This window comes from Lysobacterales bacterium (assembly GCA_016721845.1).
GTDB lineage: Bacteria > Pseudomonadota > Gammaproteobacteria > Xanthomonadales > Ahniellaceae > JADKHK01.
This window is the reverse complement of record JADKHK010000013.1, coordinates 887,704-907,500: the sequence shown is the minus strand read 5'-3', so window position 1 is coordinate 907,500 and position 19,797 is coordinate 887,704. Positions and strand designations below refer to the sequence as shown.

17 protein-coding genes and 2 pseudogenes are annotated in these 19,797 nt (G+C 60.5%); 13 read left to right on the top strand and 6 right to left on the bottom strand.

The window, feature by feature from the left end:
- Nucleotides 1-802 precede the first annotated feature (802 nt).
- The 4 genes and pseudogenes from IPP28_11485 (at nucleotide 803) to IPP28_11470 (ending at nucleotide 3,422) form a co-directional block, all read left to right on the top strand.
- On the top strand, nucleotides 803-1,171 hold the full coding sequence (locus IPP28_11485; GenBank protein MBL0041639.1) for a hypothetical protein: 369 nt from the start codon (nucleotides 803-805) through the stop codon (nucleotides 1,169-1,171).
- Nucleotides 1,172-1,362: 191 nt separating this feature from the next.
- Nucleotides 1,363-1,667: pseudogene (locus IPP28_11480) on the top strand (helix-hairpin-helix domain-containing protein).
- Between the two features lie 74 nt (nucleotides 1,668-1,741).
- Nucleotides 1,742-2,257: a hypothetical protein gene (locus IPP28_11475; protein MBL0041638.1), complete on the top strand. Its 516-nt coding sequence runs from the start codon at nucleotides 1,742-1,744 to the stop codon at nucleotides 2,255-2,257.
- A gap of 961 nt (nucleotides 2,258-3,218) precedes the next feature.
- A complete protein-coding gene (locus tag IPP28_11470; GenBank protein ID MBL0041637.1) occupies nucleotides 3,219-3,422 on the top strand; it encodes a hypothetical protein in 204 nt (67 codons plus the stop codon).
- 252 nt (nucleotides 3,423-3,674) lie between these two features.
- On the opposite strand, the pseudogene IPP28_11465 reads toward IPP28_11470, so the two are convergent.
- Nucleotides 3,675-4,562, bottom strand: a pseudogene (locus IPP28_11465) (transposase).
- A 77-nt stretch (nucleotides 4,563-4,639) separates the two neighbouring features.
- Here IPP28_11465 and IPP28_11460 point away from each other — a divergent pair.
- From IPP28_11460 to IPP28_11450, 3 genes are all read left to right on the top strand, one after another.
- Nucleotides 4,640-4,975, top strand: a complete 336-nt coding sequence (locus tag IPP28_11460; protein MBL0041636.1) for a hypothetical protein — start codon at nucleotides 4,640-4,642, stop codon at nucleotides 4,973-4,975.
- 127 nt (nucleotides 4,976-5,102) lie between these two features.
- Nucleotides 5,103-5,750, top strand: coding sequence for a hypothetical protein (locus tag IPP28_11455; protein MBL0041635.1), 648 nt, complete (start codon nucleotides 5,103-5,105; stop codon nucleotides 5,748-5,750).
- Nucleotides 5,751-5,889: 139 nt separating this feature from the next.
- The gene (locus IPP28_11450) at nucleotides 5,890-6,297 is read left to right on the top strand and encodes an MAPEG family protein (GenBank protein ID MBL0041634.1); all 408 of its coding nucleotides are present in this window, start codon (nucleotides 5,890-5,892) and stop codon (nucleotides 6,295-6,297) included.
- A gap of 203 nt (nucleotides 6,298-6,500) precedes the next feature.
- On the opposite strand, the gene IPP28_11445 is transcribed toward IPP28_11450, so the two are convergent.
- On the bottom strand, nucleotides 6,501-6,971 hold the full coding sequence (locus tag IPP28_11445) for a hypothetical protein (protein MBL0041633.1): 471 nt from the start codon (nucleotides 6,969-6,971) through the stop codon (nucleotides 6,501-6,503).
- A 1,572-nt stretch (nucleotides 6,972-8,543) separates the two neighbouring features.
- Between IPP28_11445 and IPP28_11440 the strand changes: the two genes are divergently transcribed.
- The 6 genes from IPP28_11440 to IPP28_11415 all read left to right on the top strand — a co-directional run bounded on the left by IPP28_11440 (nucleotide 8,544) and on the right by IPP28_11415 (nucleotide 14,814).
- Nucleotides 8,544-8,876, top strand: a complete 333-nt coding sequence (locus IPP28_11440; GenBank protein ID MBL0041632.1) for a hypothetical protein — start codon at nucleotides 8,544-8,546, stop codon at nucleotides 8,874-8,876.
- The gene (locus tag IPP28_11435) at nucleotides 8,873-9,568 is read left to right on the top strand and encodes a hypothetical protein (GenBank protein ID MBL0041631.1); all 696 of its coding nucleotides are present in this window, start codon (nucleotides 8,873-8,875) and stop codon (nucleotides 9,566-9,568) included. Before IPP28_11440 ends, IPP28_11435 begins: the two co-directional genes overlap by 4 nt.
- Entirely contained in the window at nucleotides 9,565-11,397 is a 1,833-nt protein-coding gene (locus tag IPP28_11430) for a hypothetical protein (GenBank protein ID MBL0041630.1), read from the top strand. Before IPP28_11435 ends, IPP28_11430 begins: the two co-directional genes overlap by 4 nt.
- Before the next feature lie 99 nt (nucleotides 11,398-11,496).
- Nucleotides 11,497-11,838: a hypothetical protein gene (locus IPP28_11425; GenBank protein MBL0041629.1), complete on the top strand. Its 342-nt coding sequence runs from the start codon at nucleotides 11,497-11,499 to the stop codon at nucleotides 11,836-11,838.
- Nucleotides 11,819-12,235: a hypothetical protein gene (locus IPP28_11420; protein ID MBL0041628.1), complete on the top strand. Its 417-nt coding sequence runs from the start codon at nucleotides 11,819-11,821 to the stop codon at nucleotides 12,233-12,235. The genes IPP28_11425 and IPP28_11420 overlap by 20 nt, the downstream gene beginning before the upstream one ends.
- A 1,805-nt stretch (nucleotides 12,236-14,040) precedes the next feature.
- Complete coding sequence (locus tag IPP28_11415) at nucleotides 14,041-14,814, top strand: glucose 1-dehydrogenase (protein ID MBL0041627.1); 774 nt, start codon at nucleotides 14,041-14,043, stop codon at nucleotides 14,812-14,814.
- A 12-nt stretch (nucleotides 14,815-14,826) separates the two neighbouring features.
- Here the strand turns inward: IPP28_11415 and IPP28_11410 are convergent, their stop codons facing one another.
- Genes IPP28_11410 through IPP28_11395 form a run of 4 tightly spaced genes read right to left on the bottom strand, consistent with a single transcriptional unit; the run spans nucleotide 14,827 to nucleotide 19,795 of the window.
- On the bottom strand, nucleotides 14,827-15,990 hold the full coding sequence (locus IPP28_11410; protein ID MBL0041626.1) for an aminotransferase class V-fold PLP-dependent enzyme: 1,164 nt from the start codon (nucleotides 15,988-15,990) through the stop codon (nucleotides 14,827-14,829).
- Nucleotides 15,991-16,002: 12 nt separating this feature from the next.
- Nucleotides 16,003-16,884 (bottom strand): UTP--glucose-1-phosphate uridylyltransferase GalU, encoded by an 882-nt coding sequence (galU, locus tag IPP28_11405; protein MBL0041625.1) that lies wholly within the window; start codon nucleotides 16,882-16,884, stop codon nucleotides 16,003-16,005.
- Entirely contained in the window at nucleotides 16,884-18,770 is a 1,887-nt protein-coding gene (locus IPP28_11400; protein ID MBL0041624.1) for a polysaccharide biosynthesis protein, read from the bottom strand. The genes galU and IPP28_11400 overlap by 1 nt, the downstream gene beginning before the upstream one ends.
- Complete coding sequence (locus IPP28_11395) at nucleotides 18,767-19,795, bottom strand: glycosyl transferase family 4 (GenBank protein ID MBL0041623.1); 1,029 nt, start codon at nucleotides 19,793-19,795, stop codon at nucleotides 18,767-18,769. Before IPP28_11395 ends, IPP28_11400 begins: the two co-directional genes overlap by 4 nt.
- Nucleotides 19,796-19,797: the final 2 nt, after the last annotated feature.

Genomic DNA, 19,797 nt, shown 5'->3' with positions numbered 1-19,797 from the left:
TCGACTTCTGCGGTCCGCATCGATGCACGTTGTGTCCGGGGGAATCCGGCCCGCTCGGCAAAGGTGAGCTCATAATTCCGGGACACCATGTTTGCTACGTTGCTCCAGTGTTGATTCGGCACTATGTCGAGGCGCATGGTTACTGTCCGCCTATGGAGTTCGTTTCTGCGCTCGAGCTTTGTCCTCCTCAACATTCGTCGGAGTACATGGCGCTGGTCGAGCCGTTCCTACCGGAGCTTGCGCCGAGCGGTCGTGCGTCCTAACTATGTGTTCAAGCCGACGCGCCGAGGAAGTTGCTCGTATCATCCACACTCTGCCGCGCGGCGGCGGCTTAACACGGCGTTAGGTTCGCAATGTCCCATCGTCTCATCTTGTTGGCGTCATCTCTCGCGCTGTCTGCCTGCGCGGGTATGTCGTTGCGTGAGGTGAGGCACGAACGGCCGTCGAATGCTCAGAAATTTGCAGAGCTTCGGTTTACATCAGCCAGCCAAGGCTCAGTAAAGGTCTTCGAGATTGGCGGCCTTGGCTTCAGCGATTACGCATATCACCAGTCTCCTGTCTGGCTTTCGCCTGGAAAGGTCGCGGTAAAGTACGGCTGCTTCAGCGGCGGCCCGCAACCTTCGAAAACAGTCGTGGTTCGTGTTCCAACAAGCGGCGTGTTTGCGTTGTCGTGTGGTCCGGCCGGCGAACTGTTGCTTGTTCGCGTGCAAACCTAACTGTGTGTTCAAGCCGACCGCCGAGGAAGTTGCTCGTATCATCCACACACCGTCGCGCGGCGGCGGCTTAACACGGCGTTAGGCAGATGAAATCGCTCCTCTCAAGTTTCGCGGCACTGATGATGCTCGCCGGATGTGCCGCGCAGGCGCCAAATGCCGTTGCGCCTCAAACAGACGACTCGAGTTCTGCGCTCCTTGAATCGATTGAGGATTTGCTCAGGCTGCCCAAAGGCGCGGCACGCCTTCGCAGTTACACGCGCTACTACACCGAGACACGTAACGACCAAGAACATTACGTCACTGGCATCTTTGTGCGTGGGAAGCCGGGAGGCGCCAAGTTGGTGCCCGCAAACTCTATGCCTGTCATCTTTGACGGCGGCTGCGACGTGCTGCATCTGAAATTCGACCTTCGAGCGATGCGCACTGTCGCCTTCTTCTGTGGCGGTCTCGCGTGATCGCCCCACTTCGCTTGCTTCAAGCAATCGGTGCACATCACGTCGACATCGATAGTCGACTCCTCGCCGCGCATGCAACGCCATCTGTAGGCACTGCCTAACCATGTGTTCAAGCGGACCGGGTGGAATTAGCGATTTCGCCCTAAAATTTCTCTTCGGCCGCGCGGCCGCTTAACACAGCGTTAGCTGCCATGAATCCAACCAAGGTCTCGCGGAGCAAACTTCTGCGCTTCACTGATCTTCCCAACATCGGTCCAGCCGCGGCTCGTGATTTCGAGCTGCTCGGGTACTCATCCCTAGTGAGCTGATCGGCGCGAATCCGCTTGAGTTGTATCGAGACCTTTGCGCTGCAACCGGCTTGCGCCAAGATCCCTGTGTTCTTGATGTCTTCATGTCTGTCACTGACTTCTTGGCAGGGGGAACGCCGCAACCCTGGTGGCACTTCACCGAGTTGCGCAAGCGCCGGTATGGCAATCTTCAACCGGCTACGGCGTAGTTCCGCTGGCAGCTAACAATTCATTCAAGCCGAAGCCGCTTCGCGGCTCGGCTTAATTCAGGCGTTAGGCCCCTATGCGAGTTGCGCTCCTTCTGGTCTTGGGTTTCTTGGGCTTCATATGGGTTGATGCTGCTCATGCAGACTATGGCGAGGGCGTCCTGGCATTGCGCTGCGACAGCAAATTGCGCAACTTCGAGATTGAGCCGCGCATCGTATGGAACGAAGAACTGGAGGTATTGCAGCCAATTTTCGACCGCGCTTCCGGAAAGGCAACGTTGGACGGCTACGAAATTCATAGCGCCAAGAAGAGCCAGTCACTCGGCGGGGCGTGCAAGGTGGGGCGCAAAACAGTCAGCGCGCGCATCGTCGATCGCTTGTACGAGCCGACATTGGAGCTTTACGAAGACAAAGAGCTTGTCCTTTCCATACTCATCGATGATGTCTGGCAGTTTTATGGTTATGTATTCCGTGTGCGCTTCCGTAAGGCAGCGGGATGGGAACAGATGTGTGGCCGAGAGAAGTCTTCAATGGATTGGCAGCCTCTGGACACATCTCGCAAAGACACCAACTGCCGATCTGTTATTCCGTAGGCGCCTAACTATGTGTTCAAGCCGACCGCCGAGGTCGTTTCTCGCTTCATCCATAGTCCGTCGCGCGGCGGCGGTCAACACGGCGTTATGCGGGCGGTGGAGGCTGCCGTGAAAATTCTACTCAAGTCTCCCACTGACTGCTCGGCGCCTGAGATCGGCGCATATACCTCTTTCGTTCTCGCTGGCGGCGAAGTGGCAACGACCGGTCTTTTTCAGCGAATCAATAGCGCAAGCGCACTCGTTTTTGGATTCGTTGAGAATGCCTTGGCCGGCATCGCTGCGCTAAAGGTACCGATCCCCAGCTATCGCTCGCGCATTTCTCGGTCGTCTGGGTTCAAGCTCACAGAGAACACGTTTCCTTTCGAGTTGGGTTGGGTCTACGTAAGGGAGCCCTACCGTGGAAGAAAGCTCTCGGTCCAACTCGCGTCGGCCGCCTCCAACGCCGCAGTCGGACACGGCGTGTTCGCAACTTCCGCAGTGGAGAACGTAGCAATGCATGCAACCTTGCGGCACCTCGGATTCGCTGAAGCGGGCACTCCCTATGCGTCTGGCAGCAGAGCTATCCAGGTATTCACTCGTGCGCCCGCATAACTATGTGTTCAAGCCGACCTGTGGGCCGCAGTCGGGTTCATGTCATAGGCTGGTTTTCCTTGGCGGCCGACAGGCCGCTTAACTCCGGCGTTGACAGTCCGCTATGGGTCGATAGCGCCCCGCTGCTATCGGCCAATAGCGGTCAGTCGCCGGTTAGTCCGACGTGAACGTCGTGCTAAAAATTTCTTACGCACAAATGGTCGGAGATAGTGCTGAATCATCGACGCCCACCAACGCGAACAATGCTCGTTAACGCCTCGAGAACAACAGCTTGCGTTGACGCGCTCGACTTCCCGGCTTCAAACTCCGCCATTAGTCCGACGATCCCGTCGGAGAATTGGCGTTAGCTGTGTACAAACGGAGAACGGTCATGTCACCCAAGTCCAAAAAACTTCTCGCACCGGCACTGTCGCTGTCGTTTCTCGCGGCTGCCTTCACCTTTGGCAACCAAGGCTTCTCTTGGTTTTGGTCAGAGACAGCCTTTGGGGTAGCGATCGCATTGGCCGTTGGCGCGGCAACATTGTGGGCTTTGCTGTTCTTGTCGCTACGGCAGAGCCCCCGCCAGCGCATATAGAAAAAGGTAATGGCTGGTGCGTCTTGCCATGCGTTCCTTTGTCGGCCGTCACGCAGCAGCTAACAGTTCATTCAAGCGGACGGCTTCGCCGCCGCTTAATTCAAGCGTTAGGCTGCTCATGCTCCCACCCGTCACATTGGCCGGTTCTGTTGAGATGCTGAGTGATGGAGGCTCTCTCTGCGCCTCCTTTCAGGGCGCAAATGGCGCGCGATACTGGCTGGTCATTCCTGTGAAGCGCGGCCCCGATGGGGCAGCATCGGCGGTGATCAGGGTGTCGACGTTGCGCTGATCCGCGCACGCGTCGATCACCGGCAACAACAATTCCTGTTCCGATCCGGTGCCGTGTGCAGAGGCCTCGACGATGATCTGGTGTGCGGCATCGACGACGGCCACGCCGCAGTAACCCTGGATCACGCCCTTGTCGGTCGCGAGCTTCGCCGACTCGTTGTCGGTGCGGTTCGACTTGCGCGGCTTGTCCTGGCTGCCTTTGCGATCCAGCGGATGCGCCTTAAGCCACGCGTGAATCTGCGTCGCTTCGCGCGTCATCCGCTCAATGCGTGCGGTCACTTTGTCGGTCGACTCGTCGCGCACGTCGACGTCGTTGCCGTGATGCCGATCCAGCATCTGCCGCGCGACACGCTCCAGCTTCTCGGCCTGCGCCAGAAACTCGTCACTCGTACCGGAACGATGCTTCGATGCATTCGAGGGCAGCTTCACACCGTCGATCGCGAACATCGCGCGACCGATCAGACCTTCCTTGCCCAAGACCGTCAGAACCTGCGCAAACACGGACGCAATCGCGTCACGCGAACGGCTGACGAAGTCGGCCACTGTCGTGAAATGGGGCTTCGCATCGCCGGTGATCGCGATGAACAACACGTTGTCGCGACACGCGCGCTCGATCGCACGCGAGCTGACGATGCCTTGCGAATACGCCAGCAGAACCGCCTTCAGCAGCATCGGCGGCGCATGTGCCGGAGCACCATTGTCGTCATTGCGATAGTGCGCATCGAACGCCGACAGGTCCAACGCATCGACCAGATGATGCACCGCATGCGCAAACGTCCCCGGCACCAGTTGCACTTCCAGATCCACCGGCAACAACCGCGGACTCATGTCGACAAACTTGTAGCGCGCCATCGTTCACCACCTTGCTCACCCGCATTCATGAGAGCAAGATCGGGGCCACTTTTTCTACAGCGTCGTTAGGCCTAATGATGGAACCTGATCGCGAGCGCATTGGAAACATCGTCTCCGCTGTGGTCGGAACATTTGTGCTCGCGTGCATCGTCGCGCTCACAATGAACGTGCCTCAAGGGCCGATCGAAGATCTGCGTGGCGTGGTCGAAACTGCCGGCGTCAATGCACGCAAGTGGGGCGCCGCAACAGAGCACGTGAGCGTTCGGCTCGACAACGGCGAGGTGGTCCTTGCCAAAGTCGTCGCCAGCAGTGGGCCGGCGCAAGTTGGAGGCATCGCTCACGTACGCGTGTATCGTCGCCTCATCACGCGAAACCTGTCCTATGAGGTGCACCAGGTGGACGCGTCGCGATGAAGCCTAACTGTGTGTTCAAGCCGACCGCCGAGGAAGTTGCTCGTATCATCCACACACCGTCGCGCGGCGGCGGCTTAACACGGCGTTAGGCCGCACATATGAAGCGCATCGACTGATCGAGGCCGAAATGCCGAAGGCACAGAGGATGGCAATCGTTGCAGCGCTCTCCGTCGCGCTGCTCTGTCTCGTCTACGCCGTTGTCCTCGCAGTCGGCCTTCTCTTGCTGCCATCCCCACAGCACCAGATCCAGGACCCATGGTTCACCCTCATGGAACTCCTCATCATTGCCATCGCTCCCGCTATGGTCGTGTTCACAGTAGGCCTTCTCGCCCATGCTCCGCCTGCTCAAAGGCCGTTCGCGGTTGTATCGGTCGCTTTCATGACCGGGTGCGCGGTAGTTACCTGCGGTGTGCACTTCAGCGTCCTGACCCTCAGCCGTGAGCCCGGCTTCGCCGGGCAAGACTGGGCGCGGAATGTGTTCGCCTTCCAGTGGCCCTCGGTCGCCTATGCACTGGACATCTTGGCGTGGGACATCTTCTTCCCCCTGGCCGCATTGTTCGCGGCACCAACCGTTCAAGGCCCGGACCAAGCAGCTGTAGCTCGCGTTCTGCTGTATGTCAGCGCTGCGCTGGCCTTCATTGGCTTGGCAGGAGTACCGCTGTCCAACATGCAGTTGCGCAACGTTGGAATCATCGGCTACGCAGTCATCTTCCCCATCGCAGCAGCCTTGATGGCACGGCTTTTCAGTCGGCACTGGCCCACGGTTGCGGCCTAACCCTTCGTTCGGGCGGACTGCCACCTGCATGGCACTTGGGCCGCGGAGCGGCCAGTGTCATCGTTCACTCCGCGGCCCAAGTGCCATGCCGGCGTCAGCCGCTCAGCTCAAACGTTAGGCCGCACAAATGGGCTCGTCCATGCTTCAGCAGCTCGTACTTCCAATGCTTGTGCATGTGCTGCTCGCGGCGTTTCTCTACGCGCTCTTGACCATCGCACGGGCTCCGGCCATTTGGGGCATTTGGCGGCGCCCGGACGGCTCTAACCCGTTCGCCGCGTTCGAGCTGCGCATCAGCGCCAACTTGTCCAATCAGTTTGAGTGGCCGCTGCTGTTCTACGTGGCGTGCATCCTGCTGCATCTGCTTGGCGCAACAGGCCAACTCGCTGTTGCGCTTGCGTGGCTGTTCGTTGCGGGTCGCATCGTGCACACCTACGTCCAGGTATGCACTACCAATGTGCGGCTGCGCGGCGCCGTCTTCACCATCAACTTCATTGCGGTTCTCGGCATGTGGGTAGTCATCTTCCAGTTGGTGGCGGGTGCGGCCTAACTAGGTTCAAGCGGACCTGTGGGCCGCAGTCGGGTTCATGTCATAGCCTGGTTTTCCCTGGCGGCCCACAGGCCGCTTAACTCCGGTGTTGACAGTCCGCTATGGGTCGGAAGCCGCCCTTCCCTACCCTTGATAAGAATCCCTTATCGCAAGGAGACGACTAGTCCTCGTTGTTTCAGTCCTTCCAGGCATGGCTCGATGCGCTAATCCCAGTTGCGCATTGGCTCGCGGTACCCCCTCATTTCCCCAAAGCGAACCTCTGCACTCACGCCTTCTCGCATGCTTTCAGCGAAATGTTGTCGGATCCGCTCGTTGGCCATCTCGCCGGCGCGATGCACGAAATCCTGACGATTGCTCTGATAGTCGTTCACTCGTTGGCATCGGGGAACCAAGTGCGTAACTGGTGGTTCTTGTTGGTTGTCGAGCATGCATGCCCCCGCCCAGAGCATCTGTTCGTAACGCCGACGCTGTATCGCGGATTCACATTGGCGCTCCCAACCCGACAGCATGAGAGTCGCCGAGTCGATGATGTGCTGAGGGATCGCCAGAGACTGTTGGCCAGCAATGACGCGGCGGCGAATGAGAAATTCCCATTCAGCTGAAATGGAACTGTTGAAGCCGAATCGACAACAGAACCTTCTTACGCTGCTAATCAATGCACTCTCGAGTGCCAAGGCCTCCTGTAACGCTGACGCCTCAATCGCGCGTCGAAATAGCAAACTCAAAAGGGCCAAGCGGTCAATATCGCGTTTGCGCGAAAAGTGGGCAGCTCATCGGCTTGAAGTCGCGCATCGAACGGCGTCGTGCACCAAAAAGTCGATGCCTAGTTCTGCTGCGGCCATCCAGTCTTCAGAATTGGGTTCGAACAGGTGTAGTCGATCGAGCAGAATCTTCAGTAGCGCTTCGCGCCGGTCCAGATTGAGGGGTCGCGGACCCAAAATCTCTTCCCACAGCTCTGAGTGATAGATCGCACGGGTGTGGTGGTAACCAGGTCGTTCCCCAACTATGTCTACCAAACTCCTCTCGCCAAGCGCATCCCGGGACAGGCCGGGATCCGTGTCGTCGCGAGCTATCCGCCAGAAGGCACGTAGATCAGCGCGATCGTCTCCCAAGAAATGACGATCCAATCCCAATAACGAATCGACCGGGCAGCGCGCCTTGACAGCTGCCAACCACACTTTGGTTCGGACTCGATAAACACGGTCCTCGGGACCCCGCCTGTTGGACTTGAGCGCGCCCGTCTGCGGACCGCGCCGACCCTTTGAGGGCTTACGTCTGTCTGACCCCTGGCCTGTTTCTAGCACTCTTGGCATGAGCAGATTTGCTAAGCAAATACGGCATAGATGTGCTCATGAAAACATGTCAAAACGACAATGTCTACCAAGAGGCGCAATGTGCACCCTTTGACGCCCACCGAAGCGAGTCAATTGATACGCCGCATGCTCGATGAGCATAGTGAACTTCTTAGCGGTCAAGCGCTCGGACGGTGCCTTGGATACCGATCGTCACGTGCATTTCAGAGGGCCGCACGCCTCGGCGAGCTCCCCGTCGAGGTGTTCAAACTGCCGGGGCGTCGAGGCCGGTTCGCCCGGACCATCGAAGTGGCGCGGTGGTTGGCCGGCGAAGTCAATGCGGGCGAGTGCATTGGCGCCCAGCCGACCGAAGCCGCGAGCATCGCCATCGCGGTGGACACTCGCCATGTTTAGCACTAGTGCAAGGCTGGGGGAAAACTCTCCCTATCTGCCCGCACACCGCGCACTCTGCGGCACGAAACTAAGTGACTCTTCGCCGCAAGCCCCAGATCTTCAGAGAAACGTCGACGGCGCAGAATCCATCGTCGTACGCGTAGACATGCCGCAGTGGCGTCCGCCGTAGCGCAGCCGTTTGCACGATTTCTAATACCCAAAAAGCAAAAGCCCCTGCGAGCAGGGGCTGGGTAGTGCAAAGCTTGGCGGCTTCGCTACACAGTCCCACTTTCCTCGGTCGGTGTCAACTGCGTCTGAAATTGGATCCACGAGTTGGTCCTTTCGGCACCTTCCCATCTGCTCGCTTCGGCCCTGCCACGCGGACGCGCTCGTCGGCGCCTCTGCACTTGCCGGGAGCGTTCGCATGCACGTCACGCTGTCATTTCATTGTCCACCGAGTCCGTGTCTCTCCGAATCCATGGCGTCGCGCCCTGAGGGAAGGCGTCCATTCGAAACCTTCCTTGCGGAGCCTTCCAGAGTGAGCGCGCCGGGAGGCATGTCATGACCGCCTCGCCGAAGGGTACTGAGAAGGTGCCGTGGTTTCTGGTGATCCCGATCCCGCGAGCGCACGCATCTGCTCACGGCATTTGTGTACGCAGAGTCCGGGTAGTGCTCGATCAAGACGACACCGAATTGCCAGACGTTGTGTTCGATGGATTCGCCCTCGTGGACGAGAAGCGCAACGAACTTCAGCGGCTTTTCGTCGTGAGCGCGCGCGGTCGTTGCTTATTGGAATGGCTGTTGGTGCGCACGCCAGAAGGCGATGGTTCGGGGCCGCCTTCCTTTGAGTCCGCACGCCGCTTACGTACTACGTGCGAAGAGGATCCTCAATGAATAACACCTCGTCCCAATCGTATCCGAGCGGAGACCGTCCATATGCGCCAAGAGATCTTTCACTGCCAGAGATTCGCGCGGGCGATGCACATTCTTTCGCGTCTCCCAAAGAAGGCGGGCGACTCGTACGGGTATTGAACTTGGCGCGCATTGCTCAAGCACTGCTGCTGGAGTTCAACCCCAAGGTCAGCGCGTACACGGAACGTCCCCGGGTACTGCAGGTCGGCACCGCACTCTACGAAATCTGCTTTTGGTGTCGCGACACGTCCGGTGAAGAGCACATGTTGATGATGGTTATGGGCTCCTCAAATGCAGCACAAGGACAAAAGCGACGGGCTCATCGCGACGCTGAGGCACTGATCGAAGCAGCACGTGCTGCCCACCTTCCGCTGGAGTTTGTTCAAGAGAGAGACGTGCTCGCGCAGAGCGACCGGATCGCTCTTGCCTTTCGGCTGCTTCCAGATGTGCAAACCGCCATTCGATTGACCAATCGTGGCGTCGTGCAAGACGCCATTGTCGACCAGTTGTCGCGCCATCACCGTCTGCGATTCTCGCAGCTTACGACGGCCCTGGAAGGATTTCAGCACGCCGACATCCAATGTGTGCTGGCCTATCTCGTGCACGCAGGCATTCTCACTTGCGATGCCACAGATCGCATGCTGCGCAGTACGTGCTTCGAGATTGCGTCATGAGTCGCTCTCTCGATCTTCCGCCCGAGTCCGAGTTGCTAGCACTGCCGCGTCTAAATCCGCAGTCCATTGAGCCTGAAACGGCAGCGAAACACTACGTCGCTTACGAGAAGGCGCTGACCGCCGTCTATGCAGGCTCAAGTATTCGCGACGCTGCGAAGCACCACCACGTGCGAAGGAATACTCTCATGGACGTGGTGGCTGAATCAGTTCGCGCACACCCGGACGGCAATCTCGTCGGCTATCGCGCTTGCCTTTGGCATCACCGCCGCGAGAAAGAGCAAACCGAACAGCCGGCAGTCGACGCGAGCCAGCCGCCCAAGAGCATCGCGACGTTGCTGCGCTTGGTGCCTGGAGCCTTGGCGCTCATCGAAGCTTTCCGAGGACGTTTGCCGGAACGGAGCCGGTCTAGCCGCGCGTTCAACAAGTTCTTCAAGAAGCTGCTCGAACTGATCTCTAAAGCAGGCTGGGGCAATTTGCCGATGTGGGCTACACCGGACCGGGGCCGTCGCGCTCTCATTCGGCGGATTCGGACTGCTCGCGAATTGTTGCCAACGCCAAACCTGGATGAAGAGTCTCCGGAGAAGACACACAGCACGCGGCTAGAACATCTATACCCAATAAAGCCCTTCGATCGCATCGAAGCGGACGGTCATCGTATCGACGTCAATTGGAACGTTCTCATACAGACACCCGAAGGAAACTGGATCCCGCGTCTCATTACCCGCCTCTGGCTAATCGTTTTCATCGACGTGGCATCGCGCGCCATTGTGGCGTGGAACTTGGTCGTGAAGGACAACTACAACCGCTTCGACCTCCTGCGCACGGGAGCACGCAGCCTCACTCGATGGCAGCCGCGCGCGCTGATTGTGCCGAACATGCAATACCACCCCGAAGCGTGGATGCCGAACGCGGTGGACACGTGTTCGCGAATCTTGCGCGGCGCCTGCCTGGCGCTGGACAGCGCCATGGCCCACATCGCCAAAGACGCGACACACAACCTTGCCAAGTTCTTCGGCGGCGTAGTCAACATTGGGTTTCCGGGCGTGCCAGAAGGTCGCCCGCATGTAGAAGCATTCTTCAAAAAGATCGAAGAGCAGGTGCTGCGGCTGCTCGCCGGCGGATTTCGACCGGAGGGAACGAACCGCGATGGTCCAGAAGCTACCACCGCTCTTCGAGCCGAGGATTACCCGGCAAAGCTGCAAGCACTAGACGACCTCATGGATGTGGCGGTTTCCGGCTATCACGCTACGCCCCAAGAGGCCCTCTACAAGCAAAGCCCGCGACAAGTCGTCGAACGGTACTTCGACACAGTCGTCGGAATCCAATCAACCTTGACCGACAAAGATGCAGGGGAACTATTGCTGCTGCGCCCGAGAGTGAAGATTGCCGGCAAGAAAAAGGTCCGGCAGCCCTACGTGCGGTGGAAGAAGGCAACGTATCGCAGCAGAACCTTGCAGGGTCGCTACAACCTGATCGGGCAATCGTTCCAAGCCACCGTTAGCGCAAATGATCTGCGTCGAATGACGCTGTGGAAAGACGGCGAAGTCTTTGTCGTCTTGCATGTGTCGGCGCCATGGTCTCGCACCGCGCACGATCTCGAGACACGAGAACGTGCGAACGCATGCGAAGAGCGTGGACTGATCTCTTGGAAGGGTGTCGAGGACGCTGTCGCCGCCTATCACGACGCAGTGCGGCGCTGGGCACACGAGTTGCGCTGGGCGGCAGACGAGTATGTGCGCTCCGACTTGGCTTCCACGGCTTCGCCTCGCAACAGCGACGGCAATTCAACTCGAAGCATCTCGATTTTCGACTTGCCCCCTCGTCGCTGACGAACGAATGGAACGCAAACGAGCCGCCGGAAGCAGTGTTCCGGCCGAGCTCCTCAACCTCATCGAAGCCGTCCCCGAAACGCAACCAAAGGTCTCGTCATGGACAAGAAGCATCCCATTTTGTACGCCATCAGGCCACGATTTCTGGTGCCTCCAATCACCGCACTAGGGAAGGCCATCAACAGTGGCATCGAGTTCAATCGCCACGGCATCATCGCAAACGGCGTTGGTCGAATCGGCAAGACCGAGGGGCTGGTAATGCTTAGTCAGACCTACGACTGGCGAAACTGGAAGATGTACTGGCATTCAATGTTGGCTGGCGTGCCGCAACAGTCCACAGAATCGTATTTTTCATTCTCTCAAGCTCTCCGCGAACTTGAAGGTGCGAGAGCAGACGCAATCGCCGTTTTCCGTGCATCACATGAAAAACCACCTGTCTGAACAAGCAGCATTGGCGGGTGCCGAAGTGATCGTACTGGCGATCGACGATTCAAATCGGCTACTACACGATGACTACGCCCATCTCGCAACGCTTGACAACCAAATTACGGCCATGGGTTACCGCTTGTTCGTGATCTTGGTAGTGCAATCAGACGCAGACCAATCTTCGGTCCCGACGGCTGATGCGGACCCACAGCCCTCTCAGATCACCGGTCGCTTCACGGGTGACTCCTACGAGTACACCGGTCTCAAGGGGCTTCTGGAGATTCGGCCAGCCTTGAAATCCTTCGGTGCACAAACGTGGCAGGGCCGGACGTTCCTCGAGGAATTTGCACCTTGCGCCGTTGCTGAAGGATGGTCCATTGAACAGCAGGCAGGAGATTTCTGGACGCGGTGACCGCGCTTCGTGGACAAAACTCTCTAGGACCCGACGAACCCTTTCCAATGATGTGTTTTCGACACTGCGACCTACTATCTGATGGTTCGCGTTGCGAGGAGAATCAGAGGTTCAAGCGTTTTACGCCCGACGATTTCATGACGGCTCTCAAGCTGTCCGGCTTAGTGGCTTTGGAGAAATCACGACTGCCGAGGATGCCCGGATGAACGTCCCCATGCGGCCACATTTTGTTGGCGCGCCCTTCGATCGGTGGCCGTACATTTCTGGCATTGGAGCATTCTTACGCGTCACACGCCTCAATCGTTACGAGCGCGGAGACTACCGTTTCGCTTTCGGCATTTCCGTTCGGCACGTAGATGATCTCAATCATGTGATGACATTTTCCGTCAAGCGCAAGGAACAATTGTCAGCCGCGCTGGACGTGCCGCCCATGACTCGCACGTTTTGGGACTACGGACACTGGCTCCCGTTTCAATGTGATGAAGCTTTGGTGCAGGCCAAACACCACTTTCGATACTGTCCCCAATGTTTGAACTACGGATACCACTCGCTACTCCATCAGCTTCCGTGGATGCACCGATGTCCCTGGCACGGCGATGGACTGCGCACGACCTGCCTGAAATGTCGTCGCCCAATGCGGCTAGATGGCTTAAGTTTTGGATGGTTAGGCACGTGCAAGTGCGGCTTCGACCACGTGATTGAAAAGTGCGCTGTCCGAGGATTCAACGCGCCGCTCCAAGTTGAACGCTTTTGCTCGATGTATCTGCACTGGGCTGAAACTCAGCGCAACCGAACGCGTTTGGTGGGTCCGTCTCCCCATGCGCGATCGATGTCGGTTCTCGATACTGCATTTGTCCTGCCGACTTCCTTGGCGTGGCGTACCGATCGGCCGGAGACAGATCCACACATCGTCCATAGGACAGTGGCTCGCCCTGAGCCGGAGAGCAGGCGGGCGACTGAAGACCTTTTCGCCGCACTGACCAGACTCGAAAGCTTGGGCGACTCCCAGTCGGCCATGATTGAAGCTACGGGAAGGCTCGCGGTGAGAATTGCTTCAGCGGCTTGTCGGCTTGCCCGAGTTGCCGCCAAACAGCCTGTCAGACACCGAAATGACGCTGTTCTTGGAACCTGCTGGTGTCGATGCGGATCGCTCTTTTGTGCCCGCTCGCCGAAAATCGATTCTGGAAATTCGCTCGCTACCGCTGACCGTCGTCGGCTGTCGCTCCTATCTGGATCTACATTGCATTGCGAAGGTGACCAGGCAGGTTGGTTTGTCCATCTTGCGACTTCATTGGCCAGGATGGCCTGTAAAGCGGCCAGCCCCTACGCGTGAGGAAACTGAAGACCTTCAGGTTTGTCTGTCTGCCATCCAAGAATTGGTGGCCCGGAGTTACGCAGAAGGAATTCGCGTCGTAATGGGCCGCTACATGCCCGACTTGTACCGGCCGGGGAGAAATCGGCCTCATCTCTCAGAGCCTTGGGTGCTGCTCCGGAAGGAAGCCGGTTCGAGGCTGGAGATCGAGATATTCTGGGCCCGACTTGGTAACACTCCGGGTTGAATCAGCCGAAGTTTCTGGACCGTTTGCGATGACGTGCCGCAGCCTATGGCCCGCTTCTTCCTGACGACTGTCATCCTGGATCGGATTTCATGGCTCTGGGCATCCTTGGATCGGCCCAATGTGCGAAGGCACCGTCAATCGACCTTCCTTGTCCGAGCCGCGACCTAACGAATAATCAATCACTTACGGTTGTCGGATCGAGTTACCGTGAACAAATGGTCGAACCCCACCCAACCGGAGCGCGCCATGAATCGCGTCAAGCACAAGACCTGCGTGATCACCGGCGCCGCGCTCGGCATCGGCCGTGCGTGTGCGTTGCGACTGGCGGCTGAAGGCGCGCGCATCGCGGTGTTCGATGTGCTTGATGAGGATGGCGCGCGGCTGGTCGCCGAACTCACGTCCTCCGGTGCCCCGGCGCGGTTCTGGCACGTCGACGTGTCGAACGAAGCCCAGGTGAAGTCGGCGATGGATGAGGCCGCCGCGCACTTCGGGTCGATCGATGTGCTGGTCAACAACGCCGGCATCTCCGGCGTGAACAAGCCGACGCACGAGGTTACCGAAGCCGAGTGGGATCGTGTCCAGGCGGTCAACGTCAAGGGCGTGTTCTTCTGCACCAAGCATGCGATCCCGCACATGAAGCGTGCCGGCGCCGGCAGCATCGTGAACCTGTCGTCGATCTACGGACTGGTCGGTGGCCCGGACGTGCCGCCGTATCACGCCGCCAAGGGCGCGGTGCGACTCATGGCCAAGACCGACGCGATGATCTACGCCCCGGACCGCATCCGCGTGAACTCGATCCATCCCGGCTACATCTGGACGCCGATGGTCGAGAATCACCTGCGCAACAGTGGCGCCACCGACATCGAAGCCGCCAAGGCCCAGGTCGGGTCCGTGCACCCGCTCGGCCATGTCGGCGAACCCGACGACATCGCCTGGGGCGTCGTCTTCCTCGCCTCCGACGAATCGAAGTTCATGACCGGTTCGGAGCTGGTCATCGACGGCGGCTATACCGCGCGCTGATGCCTGCGCCGATCAGATCGCGGCGAATCCGCGTTCCAGATCGGCGATCAGCACCGCGGCATCTTCCAGGCCGATCGAGAAACGAACCAGGTTGACCGGCACGCTGGCCGGTGAATTCAGACTGCCCCAGTCGCGCACGCCGGCGACCGGAAACACCAGCGATTCGTAACCGCCCCAGCTCGCCGCCATCAGGAATCGTTCGAGCGCATTGCAGAAACGGTCGATGGCCGCGATGTCGGGCACGTCGAGTTCGATCGAGAACAGGCCGCTCGCATGCCGCAACTGCGAAGCGCTCAGTGCCGGCTGTTCCGAGTACGGCAGGATCGGTGCATGGATGCGCCGGACCTTCGGATGATTGGCCAGATGCGCCAATACCGTCGCGGTGGTCGCGACGATGCGTTCGAGCCGGACCGGCAAGGTGCGCAGGCCGCGCAACAGCAGCCAGGCATCGAACGGCGACAGGATTGCGCCCAGCGTCATGTACGGACCATCGAAGACCTTGCGCATCATCCGTTCGGAACCGCACAAGGCACCGGCGACGACATCGCTGTGGCCGCCGAGGTACTTGGTCGCCGAATGCGCGACCAGGTCGATGCCCAGCGCGATCGGCGACTGCCCGAGCGGCGTCGCATAACTGTTGTCGACGAGCGTGACGATGCCCCTCGCCTGCGCGATCCGGGCGATTGCCGCGAGGTCCTGTTGCTCGAAGGTCAGCGAATTCGGGCTTTCCAGCACGATCATGCGCGTCGCCGGCGTGATCGCGGCCTCGACATCAGCCGCCTCACGCGCATCGATGAACACGCCGCGCATGCCGAATTGCGCGAGCAGCTTGCGCACCAGCTGCCCGGTCCAGAAGTAGGGCTTCTCGACGCAGATCACCTCGTCGCCGGCGCGCAGGTTCGCGAGCACGCCGGCGGCGATGGCCGCGGCGCCGGAGCCGAACATCAGTGCGCGTTCGGCGCCTTCCAGTGCCGCCAGTTTCTTCGCGACGATCTCGACCGTCGGGTTCTGGCCGCGCGTGTAGACATGCGCGTTGAACTCGTCGGCGAGGCGCGCGCGCATGGTCGCGATGTCCGGATGCGCGAAGATCGCGCTCTGCACGATCGGTGGAATCACCGCATCGAAATAACGGTCGCGTTCTTCGCCGAGGTGGTTGATGATCCAGGACAGGTCCATGCCCTGCCCCGCTCAGTTCGCTTCCAGCGCCAGGCGCTCGCGCATCATCGCGACCACGGCGTTGTGCAATTCCGGATCTTCGAGCGCAAGGTGCACGGTTGCCTGGACCATGCCGAGGCGATTGCCGCAGTCGAAGCGGCGACCGATGAAGCGGTAGGACAGCACCGGGTCCTGCGCGAGCAGGGCCGCGATCCCATCGGTGAGCTGGATTTCGCCGCCGGTGCCGGCGCGCGTGGTTTCCAGCAGGTCGAAGATCCGGGGCGACAGGATGTAGCGACCGACGATGGCCAGCGTGGACGGCGCCACGTCGGGTTTGGGTTTCTCGACGACGCCGCGCACCCGTGCGAGGTGTTCATCCACAGGTTCGGCCGAGACGATGCCATAGCGGTTCGTATGCTCGCGCGGCACATCTTCGACCGCGATCACCGAGGCACCGTCGCGTTCGGCGATGTCGGCCATCTGGTGCAGCGCGCCGCGACCGCGGTTCCAGATCATGTCGTCCGGCAGCAGCACCGCGAAGGGCTCGTCGCCGATCACCGGACGTGCGCACAGGACCGCGTGGCCCAGTCCGAGCGCTTCATGCTGGGTCACGAACACGGTCTGCACATGACGCGGCAGGATGTCGCGGACCATGCTCAGCAACTCGTGCTTGCCGGCCTGTTCGAGCTTGGCTTCGAGCTCGTAGGCCTTGTCGAAATAGTCGGCGATGGCGTGCTTGTAGCGGTTGGTCACGAACACCAAGGTCTCGCAGCCGGCTTCGACCGCCTCCTCGACCGCATACTGGATCAGCGGTCGATCGATCAGCGGCAGCATCTCCTTCGGAACGACCTTGCTGGCCGGCAGGAAACGGGTGCCGAGACCGGCCACCGGGAACACGGCTTTGCGGATACGCATCAAGAAGCGGCCTTGTGGATCGAGACGATGTCGGCGTCGCGCTCGGTGCGCGACTGGTCGAATTCCGGTACCAGCGATTGCAACAGGCGCAGCGCTTCGTCTTCCTCGAAACGACGCACGGCCGCATCCAGCATGCGCATCGTCGATGTCAGTTCGGTGAACGCGATCAACCGGGGTTGCGACAGGAAGATCTTCGGATGGCCGGTGCTCTCGTGGTTTTCCTGCTCGTGGAAGAGTTCCTCGAACAGTTTTTCGCCGGCGCGCAGGCCGGTGTAGACAATCTGGATGTCGCGCTCGGGCAGCTTGCCGGCGAGCAGGATCATCTGTTCGGCGAGATACCGGATACGCACCGGCTCGCCCATGTCGAGCGCGAAGATTTCGCCGCCGCGGCCGAGCACGGCCGCCTGCAGGATCAACTGGCAGGCCTCCGGAATCGTCATGAAGTAGCGCGAGATCTCCGGATGCGTGACGGTCACCGGACCACCGCGACGGATCTGGTCGCGAAACAGCGGCACCACGCTGCCGGCGGAATCGAGCACGTTGCCGAAACGCACGGTGATGAAGTGCGTCTTCGACTGCTGCGCGAAACTCTGGCAGTAGATCTCGGCCGCACGCTTGGTCGCGCCCATCACGCTGGACGGATTCACCGCCTTGTCGGTCGAGATCAGCACGAAGTTGTGCACGCCGTGACGGTCGGCGGCGAGCGCCAGCGTTTGCGTGGCCAGCAGGTTGTTGCGCACCGCTTCGCGCACCTGGTGCTGCAACAGCGGCACATGCTTGAACGCCGCGGCATGGAAGACCGCTTCGGGTTTGACGCGCGAAAACACGCGTTCCAGCGTCGCGGCGTCGCCGCAGTCGCCGAGGATCGGGTCGACCACCAGATCGGGAAATTCGACCCGCAGTTCCTGCTCGACCTTGTACAGGTTGAATTCGGACAGTTCGAGCACCGCGAGGCGTTCGACGCCGAGGCGCGCCACCTGGCGACAGAGTTCCGATCCGATCGAGCCGCCGCCGCCGGTGATCAACACCCTGCGCGACGCGAGACCGGCGCGGATCGCGGTCCAGTCCAGCGACACCGGTTCGCGCCCGAGCAGGTCCTCGATCGCGACTTCCTTGAGTTCGTTGAAGTTCGAACGCCCCTCGACGACGTCTTCCAGTCGCGGGACAGTGCGGAACGGCAGCGTGGTCTGTTCGCAGATGCCGACGATGCGTTGCATCTGCTGGTTGCTCGCGGTCGGGATCGCGATCAGGACCATCTCCGCGGCGACTTCGCGCGCGAGTTGCGGCAGTTGTTCGATCGGACCGAGCACGGGCACGCCATGCACATTGGCGCCACGCAGCCCGGGTTTGTCGTCAAGAAAGCCGACGACGCGGTAGGCGCCGTCGCGGCGCAGGTCGCGGACCAGGGTCTCGCCGGCCCGGCCGGCGCCGAGCACGAGCACGCGCTTGGCCGGTGCGCCGCCGCCGTCGTAGCGGCTGTCCTTCCAGTAGCGATAGGCCATGCGCGGCGTGCCGAGCAGCAGCATCAGCGCGATCGGATACATCAGCAGCACCGAACGCGGCGTGCCTTCGAGGCGGTCGAGGAAGAACAGGCCGAGCGCGATCGCGAGGGCGCCGAGCACCGACGCGCGCGCGATGTTCCACAGGTCCGGGAGGCTGGCGAAGCGCCACAGGCCGCGATACAGGCCGGTCCAGGCCAGGATGACGGTCTGCGCAACCAGCACGATCGCATACTCGGGGCCGAACACCGACACCGGCGGCGGATCGATCTGCAGGTTCCAGCGCAGCCAGTTGGTGCCGTACCAGGCGAGCCAGATCATCGCGAGGTCGTGCGCGACGACCGCGAGGCGCGGATGCAGGATGGCAATCAATCGACGCAGGTTCATGGTCGGTATTGTGCCCGATGGCTGCGCCGCAGCGCACCACGCGCTGCGTGCCAGACGCACAGTCCGAGGCCGTAGACCGCAAGGGTTGCGCCGAATTCCCACCATAGCGAGTTGGCGAAACGTTCCATGCCCAGCAATACCGGCAGCACGATCAGCACGTTCCAGCCCTGGTAGGCCGCATTGATGCGAACGACGCCCCAGCGTCGTCGCCAGAGCCATTGATAGAGGTGGGTGCGGTGGCCCTGGTGCCAGTGCCGAGTGCGACGCATGCGGACGATCAAGGTCGCACCGGCATCGATCACGAACGCCGACGACAACACGGCTGCACTGCCCCACCCGAGCAGATCGCGGTCGACAGCCACCAGGGTCATCGCGCCGATCATCAATCCGATCGAACCGCTGCCGATATCGCCGAGAAAGATGCGCGCCCGTGGAAAATTGAACGGCAGGAACACCATCAAGGCACTGCCGACGAGCAGGCAGGCATGCGTGAACGTGACATCGCTGCGCAGCGCGCCCAGTATCGCCAGCACCATCAGCACGAACAGGGCCTGCAGGCTCAGGAAACCGTTCAGACCATCCATGAAATTGTGCAGGTTGATCGAGGCGACGCCGGCGAACGTCAGCAGCGCGATGGCGACGATGGACGTCGCGTTGTCGAACGAACCGACGAAGCTCCCCGCCACCGCCGTTGCCGCAAGGACATGCACGATCAGGCGCAGGCGGATGGACAGACCAAAGCGATCATCCAGCGCACCGATCGACGCCACCAACGCGAGCGCGACGAGCAGGGCCTGGGCCGAAGGAGCACGAAACACGTTCGCTGCAAACAGCGTCGGCATGGCCAAGATCCACAGCCAGGCCAGGACCGGACCGAGCCCACCGCCGCGCGGCGTCGGTATGCCATGCAGGCGACGACGGTCAGGCCGGTCGAGCTGGTCGTGGCGCATGGCGAGGGCGCGGGCCGCCAGCGTACCCAGCAACGCCACCAGGGGGATCAGCAGCACATCGAACGGAGGGTGCATCC